14 protein-coding genes are annotated in these 18,503 nt (G+C 72.6%); 2 read left to right on the forward strand and 12 right to left on the reverse strand.

Going from position 1 to position 18,503, the window contains the following annotated elements:
- Positions 1 to 4: 4 nt before the first annotated feature.
- The 3 genes from ACZ4SF_RS21245 to ACZ4SF_RS21255 all read right to left on the reverse strand — a co-directional run bounded on the left by ACZ4SF_RS21245 (position 5) and on the right by ACZ4SF_RS21255 (position 6,534).
- Positions 5 to 1,855 (reverse strand): acetolactate synthase large subunit, encoded by a 1,851-nt coding sequence (locus ACZ4SF_RS21245; protein WP_468386574.1) that lies wholly within the window; start codon positions 1,853 to 1,855, stop codon positions 5 to 7.
- A 242-nt stretch (positions 1,856 to 2,097) separates the two neighbouring features.
- Complete coding sequence (locus tag ACZ4SF_RS21250) at positions 2,098 to 5,184, reverse strand: putative bifunctional diguanylate cyclase/phosphodiesterase (protein ID WP_468386577.1); 3,087 nt, start codon at positions 5,182 to 5,184, stop codon at positions 2,098 to 2,100.
- 384 nt (positions 5,185 to 5,568) lie between these two features.
- Positions 5,569 to 6,534, reverse strand: a complete 966-nt coding sequence (locus ACZ4SF_RS21255; RefSeq protein WP_468386580.1) for a 2-hydroxyacid dehydrogenase — start codon at positions 6,532 to 6,534, stop codon at positions 5,569 to 5,571.
- A gap of 75 nt (positions 6,535 to 6,609) precedes the next feature.
- On the opposite strand from ACZ4SF_RS21255, the gene ACZ4SF_RS21260 reads away from it, so the two are divergent.
- Both ACZ4SF_RS21260 and ACZ4SF_RS21265 read left to right on the forward strand, forming a co-directional pair.
- On the forward strand, positions 6,610 to 7,608 hold the full coding sequence (locus tag ACZ4SF_RS21260; RefSeq protein ID WP_468386813.1) for an aldo/keto reductase: 999 nt from the start codon (positions 6,610 to 6,612) through the stop codon (positions 7,606 to 7,608).
- A 98-nt stretch (positions 7,609 to 7,706) separates the two neighbouring features.
- Positions 7,707 to 8,864 (forward strand): PQQ-dependent sugar dehydrogenase, encoded by a 1,158-nt coding sequence (locus tag ACZ4SF_RS21265; RefSeq protein WP_468386582.1) that lies wholly within the window; start codon positions 7,707 to 7,709, stop codon positions 8,862 to 8,864.
- Positions 8,865 to 8,879: 15 nt separating this feature from the next.
- Here the strand turns inward: ACZ4SF_RS21265 and ACZ4SF_RS21270 are convergent, their stop codons facing one another.
- From ACZ4SF_RS21270 to gatA, 9 genes are all read right to left on the reverse strand, one after another.
- The gene (locus tag ACZ4SF_RS21270; RefSeq protein WP_468386584.1) at positions 8,880 to 9,296 is read right to left on the reverse strand and encodes a DUF6191 domain-containing protein; all 417 of its coding nucleotides are present in this window, start codon (positions 9,294 to 9,296) and stop codon (positions 8,880 to 8,882) included.
- Positions 9,297 to 9,334: 38 nt separating this feature from the next.
- Positions 9,335 to 12,388, reverse strand: coding sequence for a helix-turn-helix transcriptional regulator (locus tag ACZ4SF_RS21275; RefSeq protein WP_468386816.1), 3,054 nt, complete (start codon positions 12,386 to 12,388; stop codon positions 9,335 to 9,337).
- Positions 12,389 to 12,561: 173 nt separating this feature from the next.
- Complete coding sequence (locus tag ACZ4SF_RS21280) at positions 12,562 to 12,750, reverse strand: hypothetical protein (RefSeq protein ID WP_468386587.1); 189 nt, start codon at positions 12,748 to 12,750, stop codon at positions 12,562 to 12,564.
- Positions 12,751 to 12,943: 193 nt separating this feature from the next.
- Positions 12,944 to 13,567 (reverse strand): hypothetical protein, encoded by a 624-nt coding sequence (locus ACZ4SF_RS21285; RefSeq protein WP_468386590.1) that lies wholly within the window; start codon positions 13,565 to 13,567, stop codon positions 12,944 to 12,946.
- Positions 13,568 to 13,602: 35 nt separating this feature from the next.
- On the reverse strand, positions 13,603 to 14,175 hold the full coding sequence (locus ACZ4SF_RS21290) for a GNAT family N-acetyltransferase (protein WP_468386819.1): 573 nt from the start codon (positions 14,173 to 14,175) through the stop codon (positions 13,603 to 13,605).
- A 330-nt stretch (positions 14,176 to 14,505) separates the two neighbouring features.
- On the reverse strand, positions 14,506 to 14,865 hold the full coding sequence (locus ACZ4SF_RS21295; protein WP_468386592.1) for a hypothetical protein: 360 nt from the start codon (positions 14,863 to 14,865) through the stop codon (positions 14,506 to 14,508).
- 368 nt (positions 14,866 to 15,233) lie between these two features.
- Positions 15,234 to 16,748: an Asp-tRNA(Asn)/Glu-tRNA(Gln) amidotransferase subunit GatB gene (gene gatB, locus ACZ4SF_RS21300; protein WP_468386595.1), complete on the reverse strand. Its 1,515-nt coding sequence runs from the start codon at positions 16,746 to 16,748 to the stop codon at positions 15,234 to 15,236.
- Between the two features lie 16 nt (positions 16,749 to 16,764).
- On the reverse strand, positions 16,765 to 17,004 hold the full coding sequence (locus ACZ4SF_RS21305) for a hypothetical protein (protein WP_020942391.1): 240 nt from the start codon (positions 17,002 to 17,004) through the stop codon (positions 16,765 to 16,767).
- Complete coding sequence (gene gatA / locus ACZ4SF_RS21310; protein ID WP_468386599.1) at positions 17,001 to 18,500, reverse strand: Asp-tRNA(Asn)/Glu-tRNA(Gln) amidotransferase subunit GatA; 1,500 nt, start codon at positions 18,498 to 18,500, stop codon at positions 17,001 to 17,003. Before gatA ends, ACZ4SF_RS21305 begins: the two co-directional genes overlap by 4 nt.
- Positions 18,501 to 18,503 lie beyond the last annotated feature (3 nt).

An 18,503-nucleotide genomic window follows, 5' to 3' on the forward strand; every position in this document is an offset into this window, starting at 1 on the left:
AAGGTCAGTCGTCTTCGTTGTCGCCGAAGTCGGGGCGGACGTCCCGGGCGGCCATGATCTCGTCGTTGGAGGTGCCGGCGGCGACCATCGGCCACACCATCGCGTCCTCGTGGACGATGAAGTCGACGACGACCGGGCGGTCGTTGATGGAGTTGGCCTCCTCGATGACCTTGTCCAGGTCCTCCGGGCGCTCGCAGCGCAGGCCCACGCAGCCCATGGCCTCGGACAGCTTCACGAAGTCCGGCACGCGCGTGCCCTTGGCCTGCGGGTTGACGTCGTCGGGGCCGCTGTGCAGCACGGTGTTGGAGTAGCGCTGGTTGTAGAACAGGGTCTGCCACTGGCGGACCATCCCGAGGGCGCCGTTGTTGATGATGGCGACCTTGATCGGGATGTTGTTCAGGGCGCAGGTGGTCAGCTCCTGATTGGTCATCTGGAAGCAGCCGTCGCCGTCGATCGCCCAGACGGTCTGCCCGGGCGCGCCGGCCTTGGCGCCCATGGCCGCCGGGACCGCATAGCCCATCGTTCCGGCGCCGCCGGAGTTCAGCCAGGTGGCGGGCTTGTCGTACTGGATGAAGTGCGCGGCCCACATCTGGTGCTGGCCGACGCCCGCAGCGAAGATCGTGCCCTCGGGGGCGAGCTGCCCGACGCGCTCGATGACCGCCTGCGGGGAGAGCGAGCCGTCCTCCGGCTGGTCGTAGCCGAGCGGGTAGGTGTCGCGCCAGCGGTTCAGGTCGCTCCACCATGCGGTGTAGTCGCCCTTGCCGCCCTCGCTGTGCTCCTTCTGCACGGCCTGGACCAGGTCGGCGATGACCTCGCGGGCGTCACCGACGATCGGCACGTCGGCCGCGCGGTTCTTGCCGATCTCGGCCGGGTCGATGTCGGCGTGGACGATCTTGGCGTACGGGGCGAAGCTGTCCAGCTTGCCGGTGACGCGGTCGTCGAAGCGGGCGCCGAGGGCGACGATCAGGTCGGCCTTCTGCAGCGCGGTGACCGCGGCGACGCTGCCGTGCATGCCGGGCATGCCCACGTGCAGCGGATGGCTGTCGGGGAACGCGCCGAGTGCCATCAGCGTGGTGGTGACCGGCGCTCCGGTCAGCTCGGCGAGGACCTTCAGCTCGGCCGTGGCGCGGGCCTTGAGGACACCGCCGCCGACGTAGAGGACGGGCCGCTTGGCGGAGGTGATCAGCTTGGCGGCCTCGCGGATCTGCTTGGCGTGCGGCTTGGTCACCGGGCGGTAGCCGGGCAGGTCCATGGTGGGCGGCCAGGAGAAGGTGGTCTTCGCCTGGAGGGCATCCTTGGCGATGTCGACAAGGACCGGGCCCGGGCGTCCGGTGGAGGCGATGTGGAACGCCTGCGCGATGACCCGCGGGATGTCCTCGGCCTTGGTGACGAGGAAGTTGTGCTTCGTGATCGGCATGGTGATGCCGACGATGTCCGCCTCCTGGAAGGCGTCCGTGCCGATCGACTTCGAGGCGACCTGGCCGGTGATGGCGACCAGCGGCACCGAGTCCATGTGCGCGTCGGCGATCGGCGTGACCAGGTTCGTCGCACCCGGGCCCGAGGTGGCCATGCAGACGCCGACCTTGCCCGTGGCCTGCGCGTACCCCGTGGCCGCGTGGCCGGCGCCCTGCTCGTGGCGGACCAGCACGTGACGCACCCGGGTGGAGTCCATCAGCGGGTCGTACGCCGGGAGGATCGCACCGCCGGGAATGCCGAATACCGTGTCCGCGCCGACCTCCTCGAGGGAGCGGATGAGGGACTGCGCACCCGTGACGTGCTCGACGGGGGCGGACTGCTGTCCTCCGGAACGGGGCCGCGGCTGCGGATGGTGGGCCCCGGTGGCCTGCTCGGTCATCGGCATTCTCTTCTCGATGCTGAGGGTTTTTGCGAGGTTTGGGCGGAGTTCAAGCGCTGCACGAAAGTCACTCGTGCAACAAAAAACCCCTCGTGCCGCGAGGCAAGCGAGGGGAGCGCGCCGGTGAGGTCGCTGGGGATCCGGATCGTCCTCCGGTGGTTCCCAGCTCAGCCGACGCGCTGTCCAAGTACGAGAATTCGGGTGCGCATGGAACTGACCCTCCCCCCGGCACGCACCACGTGTCAAGTAGGTGGGACGGGAGTCTCAGAATGTGAGCGACGGGCACTGCCGCCTCCGAGGACTGCGGTAACACCCCCTGTGTACACCCTGTTCGGCTCGCGCGCGCTGCCGGCGAACGCCGGTTCCGCCGGGGCGTGCGGCACCGGGTAGTGGCCGGATCCGAGCGCCCGGCGCAGCCGGTACTCGTCCAGCGCCCCGGCGAACGCCATGCCCTGCCCATGGGTGCAGCCCATGGCGCGCAGTGCGATCACCTGCTCCGGCAGGTCCACGCCCTCGGCGACCGACTGGAGCCCGAGATCGCCGGCGATCCGCAGCAGCCCGCTGGTGATCTTGTACAGGCGCGGGGACTCGACCACGCCCTCGACCAGGCTCCGGTCGAGCTTGAGGGTGTCCACGGGCAGCCTGCGCAGGGCCGTGATGGCCGCGTAGCCGCTGCCGAAGCCGTCGAGCGCGATCCGCACCCCGAGCCGGCTGAGCGTGGTCAGGCGGCGCTCCAGCTCATCCAGGGAGAGCCGCGGATCGGTGTCGGACAGTTCGAGGACCAGCGCCCCGGGCGGCAGCCCGTGCCGGTTCAGCAGCGCCTCCACGGACCCCATCGGCGTCGAGCGGTCCAGCAGCCGCCGGGCGCTCATCCGGACGGCCACCGGCACGACGGCCCCGGTGGCGGCCCGCTCGGCGGCCTGCTCCACGGCCTCCTGCAGGATCCAGCGGTCCAGCTCGGCGGTCTTGTCACCGTCCTCGGCCACCCGGAGGAACTCGGCCGGCGTGAACAGCACCCCTTGCGAGGAACGCCAGCGCGCCTGTGCGGAGACCGCCGTGATGCGGCCGTTCTGCAGGCACACCACCGGCTGGTGCAGCAGCGCGAACTCGCCGTCGTGGAGCGCGGCACGCAGGCGCGTGGCCAGCTCCGCCTTGCGGACGACGTCCTGCTGCATCTGCGGCCGGTACAGCTCGACCCGGCCCTTTCCGGCCGATTTCGCGCGGTACATCGCCAGGTCGGCGTTGCGCAGCAGTTCTCCCGCGCCGAGGCCCGGCTCGGCGAAGGCGACGCCGATGGAGGCGTTGACCCGGACATCGTTGCCGTCGATGGGGTACGGATGGGAGAGGGTCACCCTGAGGCGGTCGGCGAGCTCCAGGATGTTCCGTTCCCGGGCGGCACGGTCCCGGGTGCCGTCCCCGACGATCAGGGCCGCGAACTCGTCGCCGCCCAGCCGGGAGGCGGTGTCCCCCTGCCGGACCGCGTCCTGGAGTCTGCGGGCGGCCTGCACGAGCAGCTCGTCGCCGGCCTGGTGTCCGATCGTGTCGTTGACGGCCTTGAAGCCGTCCAGGTCGATGAAGAGCACGGCCGTGCCGCGCAGGGCGGCGCCCCGGTCGGTGGCCCGGCGGCCGGACAGGGCCTGCTGCACCCGCTGGGTGAACAGGGCGCGGTTGGGCAGGTCGGTGAGCGGGTCGTGCTCGGCGTTGTGCTGCAACTGCGCCTGCAGTCGCACCCTTTCGGTCACGTCCCGGCTGTTGAAGATCAGCCCGCCGTGGTGACGGTTGACGGTCGACTCGACGTTGAGCCAGCCGCCGTCGCCCGAGCGGAACCGGCACTCGATGCGCGTAGTGGGTTCCCCGACCGGGTTGGCGGCGAGGAAGCGGCGCACCTCGTGCACCACGCAGCCCAGGTCCTCCGGGTGGATGAGAGCGGCCAGCTCGGTGCCCACCAGCTCCTCCGCGGGCCGGCCGTAGACCCCGGCGGCGGCCGGGGAGACGTACCGCAGGATGCCGTTGGGCGCGGCGATCATGATGACGTCGCTGGAGCCCTGCACCAGGGACCGGAAGTGGTTCTCCTTCTGCGCCAGTTCCTGGGTGAGGGTGATGTTGTCCAGCAGCATGATGCCCTGCCGCATGACGAGCGCCAGCACCACGGCTCCCGCGGTGATCAGCACGACATGGTCGGGCCTGCGGCCGTTGAGGACGTTGTACAGGATGCCCAGGGTGCACACGGCGGCGGCGAGGTACGGCGTGAGGGCGGCGAGGGAGCCGGTGAGCGGCCGGCCGGCCGGATACCGGCTGTGCTCGCCTCCCGGCGCGGACGCCGGATACCGGCCGGGCTCGCCTCCCGGCGCGGACGCCGGGTACCGGCTGTGCTCTCCGTCCGGCGCGGGCGGGGCGGCGGGGTGGTGGCCCGTGCTCCGCTGTCCCGGCACGTGCTCGTGGACCACGCGCGTGTGCCCGTCGGCCGTGCGTGTCTCCTGCGCCCCGCGGCCCCGGGGGGCGGCCCAGGGGGCGTAGGCGAGCAGCAGCGAGCCGGCGAACCAGCCGGCGTCCAGCAGCTGCCCGGAGCGGTAACTGCTGTGCAGCAGCGGCGAGGTGAACAGCGCGTCGCACATGACGGTCAGCGCCAGCGCGCCGATCGCGGTGTTCACCCCCGTGCGGTTGCCCGGCGCGCGGCGGAAGTGCAGCGCGAGGACCATGCTGACCAGCGCGATGTCCAGCAGCGGGTACGCCAGCGACAGTGCGGCCTGCGACACGCTGGACCCCTCGAACCTGGCCGTCTGGGCGAGGGCGAGGCTCCAGGAGAGGGTGAGCAGCGAGCCGCCGATCAGCCAGGCGTCCAGCCCCAGGCAGATCCAGCCCGCCCTCGTCACCGGCCGCTTGGCGAGCACCAGCAGGCCCACGATGGCGGGCGGCGCGAAGCAGAGGAAGAACAGGTCCGCGTAGCTGGGGCTGGGCACGTCGGTGTCCAGGACGACCTCGTACCACCCCCAGACCGCGTTGCCCAGGGAGGTCATCGTCGCCGAGAGGGCGAACAGCAGCCAGGCGGAGCGGAAGCGGACGCGTGAGCCACGGGCGTACTGGAAGCAGGAGACGGCGGCGGTGCCGGCCGCCGCGCTCAGCCCGAAGTCGCCCATGATGTCCGCGACTGCCTCGGTGCCCCAGCCGAACGCGGCTCCGACGCCGTAGGCCGCACAGACGAGGGCGAGCACGAGCTGCTCCGCCAGACGCGGGCTCCGGCCGGCGGCCGGCCGGAGCGGCGGCGGCTGCGGGTGCGGTGCGCGCACGGCCCTGTCGAGGGGGCTCGTGACCGAGGACGGCGCGCTCACCGGGGCCTCCCCGTCCGCGCCGCTCCCGGGTCCCGGCGGTTCCGGCTCGCTGGATGCGCCTGCCTGCGTCGACCGCTGTGCCTGCGCTGGTGATGGCTGTGCTGGCCGGTGTGATGGCCGCGTCGGCGCGCGGCCGTCCGCCAGGGTCGCCGTCGGCGGCTCCGCCGCGTCGGATCGTTCGTCCATAGGCCGTGCATCGCCCGTCGCCCCCCTCACAAAATCTGAAATGTCCATCCCCGGCGCCGAAGGTCGGCGGCGCTGCCCCTGTCCGGGACGATACACCAGGATCGTCACTCAGGGACATAGCTTCTCTACGCTCCGTGACGACCAGCGAGGATGCGGGTACGGCCCGCGTCCGAGAGATTGCGGAGGGTGCCCGGAAGCCTATGGGTGCCCGTTCGCTCCCGTCGTGAGGATCACGTTCCGCAGGGGTTCCCCGTTCACGAACCGGGTCAACTGGTCGGCGAGCAGCCGCTGGGCGCGCGGCAGGAAGGCCGAGGAGGGCCCGCCCACGTGCGGACTGATCAGCACGCCGGGCGCCTGCCACAAGGGATGTCCCGGCGGCAGCGGCTCCGGGTCCGTGACGTCCAGGGCGGCGGTGATGCGTCCCGTCTCCACCTCGGCCAGCAGCGCCTTCGTGTCGACCACGGGGCCGCGCGCGACGTTCACGAGCAGCGCCCCGTCCTTCATCCGTGCCAGGAAGCCGGCATTGACGAGGCCCCTGGTGGCCTCCGTGAGCGGCGTGCAGAGGATCACGACGTCGGCTTCCGGAAGCAGTGAGAGCACATCGGTGATCGGGTGCACAAGACCGCGCGCCGTGGTGCGCCGGGAGCGCGCGATGCGCGCCACCCGCGCTACCTCAAAGGGCACGAGCCGGTCCTCGATCGCGGCTCCGATGGACCCGTAGCCGACGATGAGGACGTTCTTGTCGGCGAGCGAGGGCCGGAACACGCCTTCCCAGCGCTCCTGTTCCTGGGCGCGCACGAATCCGGGGATGCCGCGCAGCGCGGCGAGGGTCAGGGTGAGCGCCAGCTCGGCCGTGCTCGTCTCGTGCACCCCCCGCGCGTTGCACAGCTGCACGCCCGGCACGATCGACGACAGCCGTGCGGTGATGTCGTCCACACCGGCGGTGAGCGTCTGGATGACCCGGACGTTCGTCAGCTGCTCCAGCGGACGCACCTTCACCGGCCACCGCTTCATGTACGGCACCACGTACACGGCACACTCGGCGGGGTCGCCGGGAAATGGCTGGTCACCGTCCTTTCCCCCGTCCCAGAACAGGTACCGGGGGCCCTCGGGCAGCCCCTCGATCTCCTCCGGCGGAATGGGAAGCCACACGTCTGAAGTCATGCGAGGAGGCTATGTCAGGCGCCTGTGCGTGCAGAGGTTAGGTTGGTGGCCGGCCAGAGGGAGGTTCACGAGCAGGTGGAGCGCAGGACGATCGGCGCGGGGGGACTCGCGGTGGGGGCCGTCGGACTCGGATGCATGCCCATGAGCTGGGCGTACAGCGGATCGCGGCAGCGGGGCGACGAGTCGCTCAGAACCGTGCACCGGGCGCTGGACCTGGGTTCGGACCTCCTCGACACGGCGGACATGTACGGCCCGTTCACCAACGAGCTGCTGCTCGGCCGGGTCCTCAAGGAGCGGCGCAGGGACGCCTTCGTGTCCACCAAGGCGGGGCTTCTGGTGGGCGAGCAGCACATCGTGGCCAACGGCCGCCCCGGCTATGTGAAGCGGGCCTGTGACGCCTCGCTGCGCCGGCTGCAGACGGACGTGATCGACCTCTACCAACTGCACCGTGCCGACCCCGAGGTGCCCGTCGAGGAGACGTGGGGCGCGATGGCGGACCTGGTGCGGGCCGGGAAGGTACGGGCGCTCGGCCTGTGCGCGGTGGGGGCGCGCGGTGGGCGCCGCTCGGGCGGGGGGCTGTACGACGGCACGCTGCGTCAGTTGCAGCGGGTGCAGCAGGTGTTCCCGGTGAGCGCGGTGCAGGCGGAGCTGTCGGCGTGGTCGCCGGAGGCACTGCGGGCGCTGCTGCCGTGGTGCGAGGCGCGTGGCGTGGGCTTCCTGGCCGCGATGCCGTTGGGCAACGGCTTCCTGACCGGCACGCTCACGCCGGGCGAGGGCTTCGAGCCGGACGACGTGCGCGCCCGGCATCCCCGGTTCACCGCCGAGATGATGGCGGCCAACCAGCCGATCGTCGCGGGGCTGCGGCGCGTCGCCCGCCGGCACGGCGAGGACGTCACCCCGGCCCAGGTGGCGCTGGCCTGGGTGCTGGCGCAGGGCCGCCACGTCATCGCGCTGCCGGGCACCAAGCAGGAGCGCTGGGCCGCTCAGAACGCGGCGGCCGCCGGGCTGCGGCTGACCGGGGAGGATCTGGCGGAGGTGTCCCGGCTGCCGGCGGCCCAGGGGTCCTGGGACTGAGGTTCCTGCCGTCGGTTTCCCGGGATCGGGAACCCGGGCGGCGCGGGCGGAGTATGAGTGGGAGAGAGCCTGCGTGGGACCAACGCCTCGAAGGGACCGTGATCGTGCGACGTCGAGCTGTACCCGCCGTCCTGGCCGCGACCGCCCTGCTGCTGACGGCCGCCTGTTCGTCCGGTGGCGGGGACTCGCCGGGCAGGACACCGGCTGCTACGAGGTCCGGCGCCGGCCCGTCCGGGCAGGCCACCGGGTCGGCGCCCCCGGCCAAGGGCTCGGTGAAGGTGCTGCGCACGGTGGCCGAGGGCCTGAAGACACCGTGGGGACTGGCCGCGCTGCCCGGAGGCGGTCTGCTGGTCTCCTCCCGTGACGAGGGCACGATCACCCGGATCGACGAGAAGACCGGCCGGAAGACCGAGCTGGGCACGGTCTCCGGCGTCTCGGCGGCCGGCGAGGGCGGCCTGCTGGGCATCGCCCTCTCCCCCGGCTACGCCTCGGACCACATGATCTACGCCTACTTCACCTCGGCCTCGGACAACCGCATCGTCCGCATGCTGTACGACGAGCGGAAGCCAGCCGGTGAGCAACTGGGCGCCCCGGACACGGTGTTCAAGGGCATCCCCAAGGGCTTCATCCACAACGGCGGCCGGATCGCGTTCGGTCCGGACGGCATGCTGTACGCGGGCACCGGCGAGAGCGGGCAGCGGGGCCTGGCGCAGGACCGGAAGTCGCTGGGCGGCAAGATCCTGCGGCTGACCCCGGAGGGCGAACCGGCGCCGGGCAACCCGTTCGCCGGCTCGCCGGTGTACTCGTACGGCCACCGGAACGTCCAGGGCCTGGCCTGGGACGACCGACAGCGCCTGTTCGCCTCGGAGTTCGGCCAGGACACCTGGGACGAGCTGAACGCGATCAAACCGGGTGACGACTACGGCTGGCCGAAGGCCGAGGGCAAGTCCTCCGAAGCCGGCTTCCACAACCCGCTGGCCCAGTGGCACACCGACGACGCCTCCCCCAGCGGCATCGCCTACGTGGACGGCGTGATCTGGATGGCGGGCCTGAAGGGCGCACGCCTGTGGCGCATCCCGCTGGACGGCACGTCCGCCTCGGCCGACCCGCAGGCGTTCCTCCGGGGCGCCTACGGCCGGCTGCGCACGGTGCTCCCTGCGGGTGGCGACAAGGTCTGGCTGGTGACGAGCAACACCGACGGCCGCGGCACCCCGAAGAAGGGCGACGACCGGGTGCTGGAGGTACAGGTGAAGTAGCCCCGGCTCGCTCCGTCACGCTTCGTGCGGCGCCGCATCCGGCCGATCCGCCTTGCCCGGGGCCGCCTGGGCCGGATCCGCCTGGGCCAGGGCCGCCTTGCCCAGGGCCGCCTGGGCCGGATCCGCCTCGGCCGACGCAACCACGTCTGGGGAACCCTTCCGCGACATCGCCTCGGCCGGCGCCGCCTCGGACCGGGCGGGCTTCGCCGGATCCTCGGCCGCCGGATCCTCGGCCGCCGTCTCCCGGGCCGCCGTCCCCTCGGCCGGTGACCGTTCCGGCAGGCGTATCACCGCCTTTCCGGACTCGAGGTCTATGGGCCCGCGGCCGGGATCGTTGTCACCGACGTCCTCGCGGGTCAGTTCGAGCCGGTTCTGCTCGTCCCGGGTGTGCTTGCGGCCGGGCGCGAACAGTTCCTCGAAGACGTTGAACACGGCTCCCCCTCACTGCCGGTTTTCCTCCAGCGTAGGTCTCACCCCTGCGTTCCGGCGGCGAGCGTCCCGGCAGCGAACATTCCCAGCCGGTGCGCCACCGCCGCCGCCTCGCCCCGGCCGGAGACGCCGAGCTTGCTCAGGATGTTGGACACATGGACACTCGCGGTCTTCGGGGAGATGAACAGCTCCTCGGCTATCTGGCGGTTGGTGCGGCCGGCCGCGACCAGGCCGAGGACGTCCCGCTCCCGGCTGGTGAGGCCGAGCGCCGCGGCCGGGTCGGCGGGGGCGGAGTCCGGCTGTGGATGCTGCCGTGGCCCCCGGCCGAGGGCGAGGCGGGCCCGCTGGGCGAGGCGGGCGACCGCGTCGGCCAGGGGGCGGGCGCCGAGATGCGCGGCGACCGCGGCGGCCGTCCGCAGCAGCTCCACCGCACGCTCGCGTTCCCCGTCACCGCCCTCCGCCAGCAGCGCCCCGGCGAGGCGGTGACGGATTTGGGCGAGGTCGTAGGGGCGGTCCAGGCACTCGAAGGCGGTGACGACCGGCGTCCAGGTGTCCGCGGTGTCCCGGCCCTCCGCGCGCAGCAGTTCGGCCCGGGTCCACTGGTCGTAGGCCGACCAGAGGGGGACACCGGTGGTGAGAGTCTGCGCGGCCGCCCAGAGGCGGTCGAGGATCTCGGCGCGGCCGGGCTGGGCGGCGGGCAGCGTGCGGGCGTCGGCCTCCGCGGTGGCGGCGGCCAGCAGCAGCGGCCAGGCCAAGCGATGGGTGCCGGGCGGGAAACCGGCGTCCAGGGCCGGGAACAGGACCGCGCGGGCGTCGGCCGTACGGCCCTCCGCGGCGGCGATGCCGAGGGCGATGCGGGCCAGCGGCAGCGACTGCTGGGGTCTGGGGTCGTGGGTGCCGTACCAGGCGCGGGCGGAGGCGAGCTGGCGGGCGGCCTCGGCGAGGTCGCCGCGGTCCAGGGCGAGGTGGGCCAGACGCAGGGCGCCCGCGCCGCGGGGCTTGGCGCTGTGGTCGCCGCGGGTCGCGTGCGCGGCGGCCTCGGCGGCCTCGTCCCACTGGCCGAGCGAGTGGAGGGCGTCGGACAGGTTGCCCCAGGCCCAGGCGCCGGAGTCCAGCAGTCCGTACCGGCGGCAGAAGTCGATGCCCTCGCGCAGCAGCGGGACGGCCTCCCGGTCCCGGCCGACGCTGCGCAGCGCGGACGGCAGGTTCACATAGGCGCGGCCCGCGACCGGGTGCAGGCCCTCTTCCCGGGTCGCCCGCAGGACCTGCCGCATCCGGGCGAGGCCGGTGTCGGGGTCGCCGGCCTCCACCGTCAGGCCGCCCAGGGTGAGCAGGGCGTGCAGTTCGGTCTCCCGGGCGCCCACCATCCGCGCGTACTCCACGGCGCGTTCGGCGGCGACGAGGGCCTCGGGGCCGGGCCGGTGCTGCATGGACCAGTTGGCGGCGACCGCCAGCACCTCGGCGTGCACGTCGGACGGCGGCAGGCCGCGCACCAGGTCCTGGGCGGTGGCCAGTTCCTGCCAGCCGTCGCCGCGGGCCATGGCCTGCACCAGCCGGGAGCGCTGCACCCAGAACCAGGCGGCGCGCAGGGGGTCCTGTTCGTCCTCCAGCAGGCGCACGGCCCGCTTGGTGATCTTCAGGGCGCGTTCGCGTTCGCCGCCGAAGCGGCCCGCCACGGCCGCCTCGGCCATCAGGTCGAGGTAGCGCAGCGGGGTGGTGGCCGGGGCGCAGCCGCACGGGGGGTAGACCTCGGTGTAGTCCACCGGGCGCAGGGCGGCACGCACCTCCTCCGGGGCGCTGTCCCACAGCTCCATCGCCCGTTCCAGCAGGCCGAGTTGTTCGGTGTAGGCGTGCCGGCGGCGGGCGACGACGGAGGCGGCGAGGACGGCGGGCAGGGCCTTCGCCGCGTCGTGCGCGTGGTACCAGTAGCTGGCCAGGCGCATCACGCGGGCGTCGGCGGGGACGAGCGTGGGGTCGGTCTCCAGCGCCTCGGCGTAGCGGCGGTTGAGCCGGGAGCGCTCGCCGGGCAGCAGGTCGTCGGCGACGGCCTCGCGGACCAGGGAGTGCCGGAAGCGGTAGCCGTCGCCGGCCCGGGTGACGGTGAGGATGTTGGCACCGACGGCGGCGCGCAGCGCCTCGATGAGGTCGTCCTCGCAGAGCTGGGCCACGGCGGCGATCAGCCGGTACTCCACCGTGGAGCCGCCCTCGGCGACGATCCGGGCGACCCGCTGGGCGCTCTCGGGCAGTGCCTCGACCCGGACCAGGAGCAGGTCGCGCAGCGAGTCGGTGAGGCCGGTGCAGTTGCCGTCGCAGGCGGCGACGGCGAGTTCCTCGATGAAGAAGGCGTTGCCGTCCGAGCGTTCGTAGATCTCGTCGACCTGGGCGGGGTCGGGTTCGGCGGCGAGGATGCCGGCGATCTGGCGGCCCGCCTCCTCGCGGGTGAAGCGGGCGAGTTCGATGCGGCGGACGGTGCGCAGCCGGTCCAGTTCCGCGAGCAGGGGGCGCAGCGGGTGGCGGCGGTGGATGTCGTCGGAGCGGTAGGTGGCCAGGACCAGGAGGCGGCCGGCGCGCAGGGTGCGGAAGAGGTAGGCGAGGAGGTGGCGGGTGGAGGCGTCGGCCCAGTGCAGGTCCTCCAGGACGAGCACGACGGCGTGGGCGGCGGCGACCCGCTCGAGCAGCCGGGCGGTGAGTTCGAACAGGCGGGCCATGCCCTGTTCGTCGTGGCGGCCGGCGCCGGCCTCGCCGAGGTCGGGCAGCAGTCGGGCCAGTTCCTCCTCCTGGCCCGCCGCGGCGGCGGCGAACTCCTCCGGCAGCGCGTCGCGCAGGGCGCGCAGCGCGGTGGAGAAGGGTGCGAACGGCAGGCCGTCGGCACCGATCTCCACGCAGCCGCCGACGGCGACGACCGCGCTCCGGGCGGCGGCCGAGGCGAACTCCTCGACGAGCCGGGTCTTGCCGACGCCCGCCTCACCGCCGAGCAGCAGCGCCTGCGGCTCGGCCGCCGCGGCACGGGCGAGCGCGTCGTTCAGTGTGTCCAACTCGTCGGTGCGGCCGACGAACACGGGACTGACGGACCTGGTCTCCACGGGCCCGAGCATCGCACGGGGCCGGGACGGCAGGGCACCCGTTTTCCACAGCACCGGTGCGATCGTCGTATCGGTGGCCGGATCTGTCGTACCGTCAGGCGGAAGGGCCGTACGACTCCGCTGAGGAGTCGTACGGCCCTGGGACGAGCGGCCGACCCCCGTACGGCCGCCCTCCGCACCCGTGGTCACGCGGTGTGCGGCAGCCGGTGCCGGCGGGGCCGGTCGGTATGGGACTCGGCGGCCGCGGCGTCGCCGGCGGACTCCGCCCGGCGGGCGGCGCGGCGGAACCGTACGGCCTCCCGGACCAGGCGCTCCTGCTGGGCCGCACGGCGGAGTTCGGCGGAGCGGACCCGGTGGAGGTCGAGCGCGTACATGGCGTCTCCTTCGGAGAGTCGGTGTCGTGCGTCGCTTTCTGCGATGCCTCCACCTTCGTTCCTCAGGGGGGTGCGCCACATCGGGAGAGTTCCGCATCTTCGGGCCGCCGGCGGTCCGCACGCGCGCGTAAGGGGCCTCAGGGCGTCCATAAGGTGGTACCGGACTCCCTAAGGCCCCTGCGACCTGCGGTCCTCAGCCGGCCGAGGGCAGGCCGAGCAGTGCGTCGGAGTACTTCAGGACGGCCAGGAGCAGACCGATGGCGCCGAGCGAGACACCCGCCCAGGCGACCGACCTGATCCAGCCGGCCTGCGGGCGGCCCGGGGTGCCGAACGCGGGCCGGGCCAGGACGGCGACGCCGGTGAGCAGCGCGGCAAGTGCGAACAGGCCGGCCCACAGTGCGGTGGCGTGCCAGGCGTCGCCGTAGACCTCCTTGATCTGCTGGGCGACGCCGGCCGTGGTGGAGGTCTGCAGCTGGCCGACGAGCTGCTCGCGGGCGGATGCGACGGTGCCGATCCAGCCGCCGCTGAGGGAGACCAGGCCCAGCGCCGCCGAGACGACGGCGCCGGCGCCCTGGCCGACGCCGGAGGGTGCCTCGTCACCGGCGGCTTCCGCGCCGTCCTCGCCGTCCCGGGCCTCCGCGGCCTGTGTGGCCTGCGCCGCTTCGGGAGCCTGATCCCCGGCGCCCCGTTCCCCGGCGTCCGTGGCCTCCCGGCCCTCCGGGGTCCGCGTCTCCTCGGCGGAGGCGGCCGCCGCCGTCTCGTCGTCCTTGCGCGCCTCGGTGCCGGCCGTGGCGCCTTCCGCTGTCTTCGTAGCCATGCCTGGCACCGTACGGACGCTGTCTGAGAGGTCTCTTAATGATCGTCGTGCGCGGTACGCGCGTGTGCCGCTCGCCACTCGGGCGCGAGGACCGCCCAGATCTCGGTGCTGGTGCGCACCCCCCGGTGCGGGTAGTTCTCGCGGAGCAGGCCCTCGCGGGTCATGCCGAGCCGCCTGGCCACGCCGATGCTCGGCTCGTTGGCCGAGGAGACGTACCACTCCACGCGGTGCATGCCGCGCTCCTCGAAGGCCCAGTCGAGCAGCACCCGCATGCCGCGGGTGACCAGCCCGCGCCCGGCCGCCGCCGGCTCCAGCCAGCAGCCGGCCTCGCAGACCCCGCTCGGGGTGTCCCAGACCCGGAACAGCAGCCCGCCGACGAGCTTGCCGTCGAGCCAGATCCCGTGCACGCTGCCGGCGTCGGCGGCCCGCTTGTCCGCGTACGACTTCAGCCAGGCCTGGGCGCCGTCGAGATCGGACACCACGTCCGGCAGGCCGACGTGCCGGCCGATGAACTCCCGGCCCCGGTCTATGTTGGCGAGGAGCTCCGCGGCGTGCCAGACCTCCAGGGGGCGCAGCTCGGCCCCCTCACCGAGCGATGTCGCGTACATCGTGCCGCTCTTCCTTCCGCAGTTCGTCCAGCCGGACCCGGCCGAGCCTCTCATGCGCGGCACGGCACTCGGGTCCGGCTGGTCCGGGTGAGGCCCGGACCAGCCGGCGCGCCGGTTGTCACCGTTCTCCGGCCACTCCTCGTACATCCGGCCGGCCAGGAAGACCTGGTAGTCCAGGGAGAGGAGAGCCCGACGAGCACTCAAACCATGATCACCGACAGGAAGGGCTCGCGGAAACCCTTCGTCAGGAGCCGCGCCGCGGCCGGACTCGGTGCCGGGGACGTCGTGGTCGTTCGAGCGCCGGCGGACTCAACTGCCCCGACCCGCACTTCAGTCGAACTGGTCTCCGAGTGCCATGACCATCGTCCCGGCGATCAGCAGCCACAGGGCCCTGCGCGTACGGCCCCCGAGGCCGAGGACCGCGGCGGCGGCGCACACGGCGGCGCCGAGGGCGTACGCGGCGGGGACCAGGGCCGGGGCCGAGCCGGTGAGCCGGAGCAGTGCGGCGGCCAGTCCGGCGAGGGTCAGCAGCGCCCCGGTGCCGGCGGCGGTCCAGCGGGCCCGCCGGGCGTCCCCGGCCTGCTCCTCCGCGTCGTCGGCCTGCTCCTCCGCCTCGTCGGCCGCGGTCTCCTGCGCGTCGTCCGTCCCGGATATCGAGGGCTCGGTGTCGGAATCGGTGCGTCCACTCATGGCGGGCGAGCGTAGCGCCTCCGGCCGGCAGCCCGGATGCGGGGCCGGTCCCCGCACGCCCTGCGGCCTCGAAGACGGCGGCGGCGACGGCCCCCGGAAACGCCGACGGCACCGGAGACCACTACCACGCCGGAGACGGCGATGGCCCGGGCGGCGCCGACCGCCCCGAAGACGCCGACGGCAGGGAGACGGCGACGGCACGAGAGACGGCGACGGCACGAGAGACGGCGAAGACGGCGACGGTCCCGAAGACGACGACCCGAAGACGACGACCCGAAGACGGCGCCCCGGAGACGGCGCCCCGGAGACGGCGACGGTCCCGGAGGGCATGTCCTCCGGGACCGTCGCACGGCCGTGCTGCGGCGGGCTCAGCCCTCGCTGACGCCCAGCTTCTCCAGGATCAGCTCCTTGACGCGGGCCGCGTCGGCCTGGCCCCGGGTGGCCTTCATGACCGCGCCGACCAGGGCGCCGGCCGCGGCCACCTTGCCGCCGCGGATCTTGTCCGCGATGGCCGGGTTGCCGGCGATGGCCTCCTCGACGGCGGTGGTCAGCGCACCCTCGTCGGAGACGACCTTCAGACCGCGCTTCTCGACGACCTCGTCCGGGGTGCCCTCGCCCGCGAGGACGCCCTCGATGACCTGGCGGGCCAGCTTGTCGTTCAGGTCACCCTTCGCGACCAGCTCGGTGACCCGGGCCACCTGCTGCGGCGTGATCGCCAGCTCGTCCAGCGTGCGGCCGGACTCGTTGGCGCTGCGGGCCAGTTCGCCCATCCACCACTTGCGGGCGGAGGCCGCGTCGGCGCCGGCGTCGATCGTGGCGACGATCGGGTCCAGCGCACCGGCGTTGAGGATCGCCTGCATGTCGGTGGCGGAGATGCCCCACTCGGCGAGCAGCCGGGTGCGGCGGGCCAGCGGCAGTTCGGGCAGCGCGCCGCGGATCTCCTCGACCCACTCGCGCGAGGGCGCCACGGGGACCAGGTCGGGCTCCGGGAAGTACCGGTAGTCCTCGGCCTCCTCCTTCACGCGGCCCGAGGTCGTGGACCCGGTGTCCTCGTGAAAGTGGCGGGTCTCCTGGATGATCGTGCCGCCCGAGGACAGCACGGCCGCGTGCCGCTGGATCTCGAAGCGGGCCGCACGCTCCACGGACCGCAGCGAGTTGACGTTCTTCGTCTCCGAGCGGGTGCCGAACTTCTCGGTGCCGTTCGGGCGCAGCGACAGGTTCACGTCGCAGCGCATCTGGCCCATCTCCATGCGGGCCTCGGACACACCGAGGGCACGGATGAGCTCGCGCAGCTCACGGACGTACGCCTTCGCCACCTCGGGGGCGCGCTCGCCGGCGCCGACGATGGGCTTGGTGACGATCTCGATGAGCGGGATGCCCGCGCGGTTGTAGTCGAGGAGGGAGTGCGAGGCGCCGTGGATACGGCCCGTCGCGCCGCCGACGTGCGTCGACTTGCCGGTGTCCTCCTCCATGTGGGCGCGCTCGATCTCCACGCGGAAGGTCTCGCCGTCCTCCAGCTGTACGTCGAGGTAGCCGTTGAAGGCGATCGGCTCGTCGTACTGGGAGGTCTGGAAGTTCTTCGGCATGTCCGGATAGAAGTAGTTCTTCCGGGCGAAGCGGCACCACTCGGCGATCTCGCAGTTCAGCGCGAGACCGATCTTGATCGCGGACTCGACGCCGGTCGCGTTGACAACCGGGAGCGCGCCGGGCAGGCCGAGGCAGACCGGGCAGGTCTGGGAGTTCGGCTCCGCACCGAGCGCGGTCGAACAGCCGCAGAACATCTTGGTGTTGGTGCCGAGTTCGACATGGACCTCGAGGCCCATGACGGGGTCGTACGACGCCAGCGCGTCCTCGTACGACACCAGGTCGGTCGTGGTGGTCACGGTGAAAACTTCCCTCTCAGCCCAGCAGGACGTCGTCGTCGCCCAGCCGCTTCAGCTCGCGGTAGAGGATGGCGAGGCCGGTGACGATGGCGACGGCGGACACGGTGGCGTCGATCAGCCGCAGCGTGTCGTGCTCGGCGCGCGCCTTCTTGATCTGCTTGGCCACACCGAACGCGCCGAAGGCGGTCCCGGCCATCGACAGGTACGTGCCGGACTTCGACTTCTTGAAGCCCTTGGCCTTGTTCAGTGCACTCACAGCGACGGAGCCTCCTCGATCAGCGGGTGCCCCCACTTTTCCACGAAGGCGGCCTCGACGGCGGCGCCCACCTTGTACAGCCGGTCGTCCTTCATCACCGGGGCGATGATCTGCAGACCGACCGGGAGGTTGTCCTCCGGGGCGAGACCGCAGGGCAGGGACATGGCCGCGTTGCCCGCCAGGTTCGTCGGGATGGTGCACAGGTCCGCGAGGTACATCGCCATCGGGTCGTCGGCGCGCTCGCCGATCGCGAAGGCCGTGGTCGGGGTCGTCGGGGAGACGATCACGTCGACCTGCTCGAACGCCTTGTCGAAGTCCTGCTTGATCAGCGTACGGACCTTCTGCGCGCTGCCGTAGTACGCGTCGTAGTAGCCGGAGCTGAGGGCGTACGTGCCGAGCATGATGCGGCGCTTGACCTCGGGGCCGAAGCCGGCCTCACGGGTGAGGGAGGTGACCTCCTCGGCCGAGTGGCCGCCGTCGTCACCGGCGCGCAGGCCGTAGCGCAGGCCGTCGAAGCGGGCGAGGTTGGAGGAGCACTCGGACGGCGCGATCAGGTAGTACGCCGACAGGGCGAGGTCGAAGGACGGGCAGTCCAGCTCGACGATCTCGGCGCCCAGCTCCTTGAGCAGCTCGACCGACTCGTCGAAGCGCTGGATGACACCGGCCTGGTAGCCCTCGCCGCGGAACTGCTTGACCACGCCGACGCGCATGCCGGCGACGGAGCCGTTGCGGGCGGCCTCGACCACCGCCGGGACCGGGGCGTCGATGGAGGTGGAGTCCAGCGGGTCGTGCCCGGCGATCACCTCGTGCAGCAGCGCCGCGTCCAGGACCGTACGCGCGCAGGGACCGCCCTGGTCCAGGGAGGACGAGAAGGCGACCATGCCGAAACGGGACACCGCGCCGTACGTCGGCTTCACGCCGACCGTGCCGGTCACGGAGGCCGGCTGGCGGATGGAGCCGCCGGTGTCGGTGCCGATGGCGAGCGGAGCCTGGAAGGCCGCGAGCGCGGCCGAGGAACCACCGCCGGAACCGCCGGGGATCTTGGTGAGGTCCCACGGGTTGCCGGTCGGGCCGTAGGCACTGTTCTCGGTGGAGGAGCCCATGGCGAACTCGTCCATGTTGGTCTTGCCGAGGATGACGACGTCGGCGGCCTTCAGCCGCTTGGTCAGCGTCGCGTCGTACGGCGGGATCCAACCCTCCAGGATCTTCGAACCGACGGTCGTGGGCACGCCCTCGGTGGTGAAGATGTCCTTGAGCGCGAGCGGCACACCGGCCAACGGGCCGAGCTTCTCACCGCGCTCGCGCTTGTCGTCCACGGCGCGGGCCTGGGCGAGGGCGCCCTCACGGTCGACGTACAAGAAGGCGTGCACCTTCTCGTCGACGGCCTCGATGCGGGCGAGGTGGGCCTCGGTGACCTCGACGGCCGTCAGCTCGCCCGAGGCGATCTTCTCGGCGATCTGTGCGGCCGTGAGCTTGATGATGTTGCTGTCCGTCATGGC

The organism is Streptomyces sp. NPDC027663, assembly GCF_055566415.1.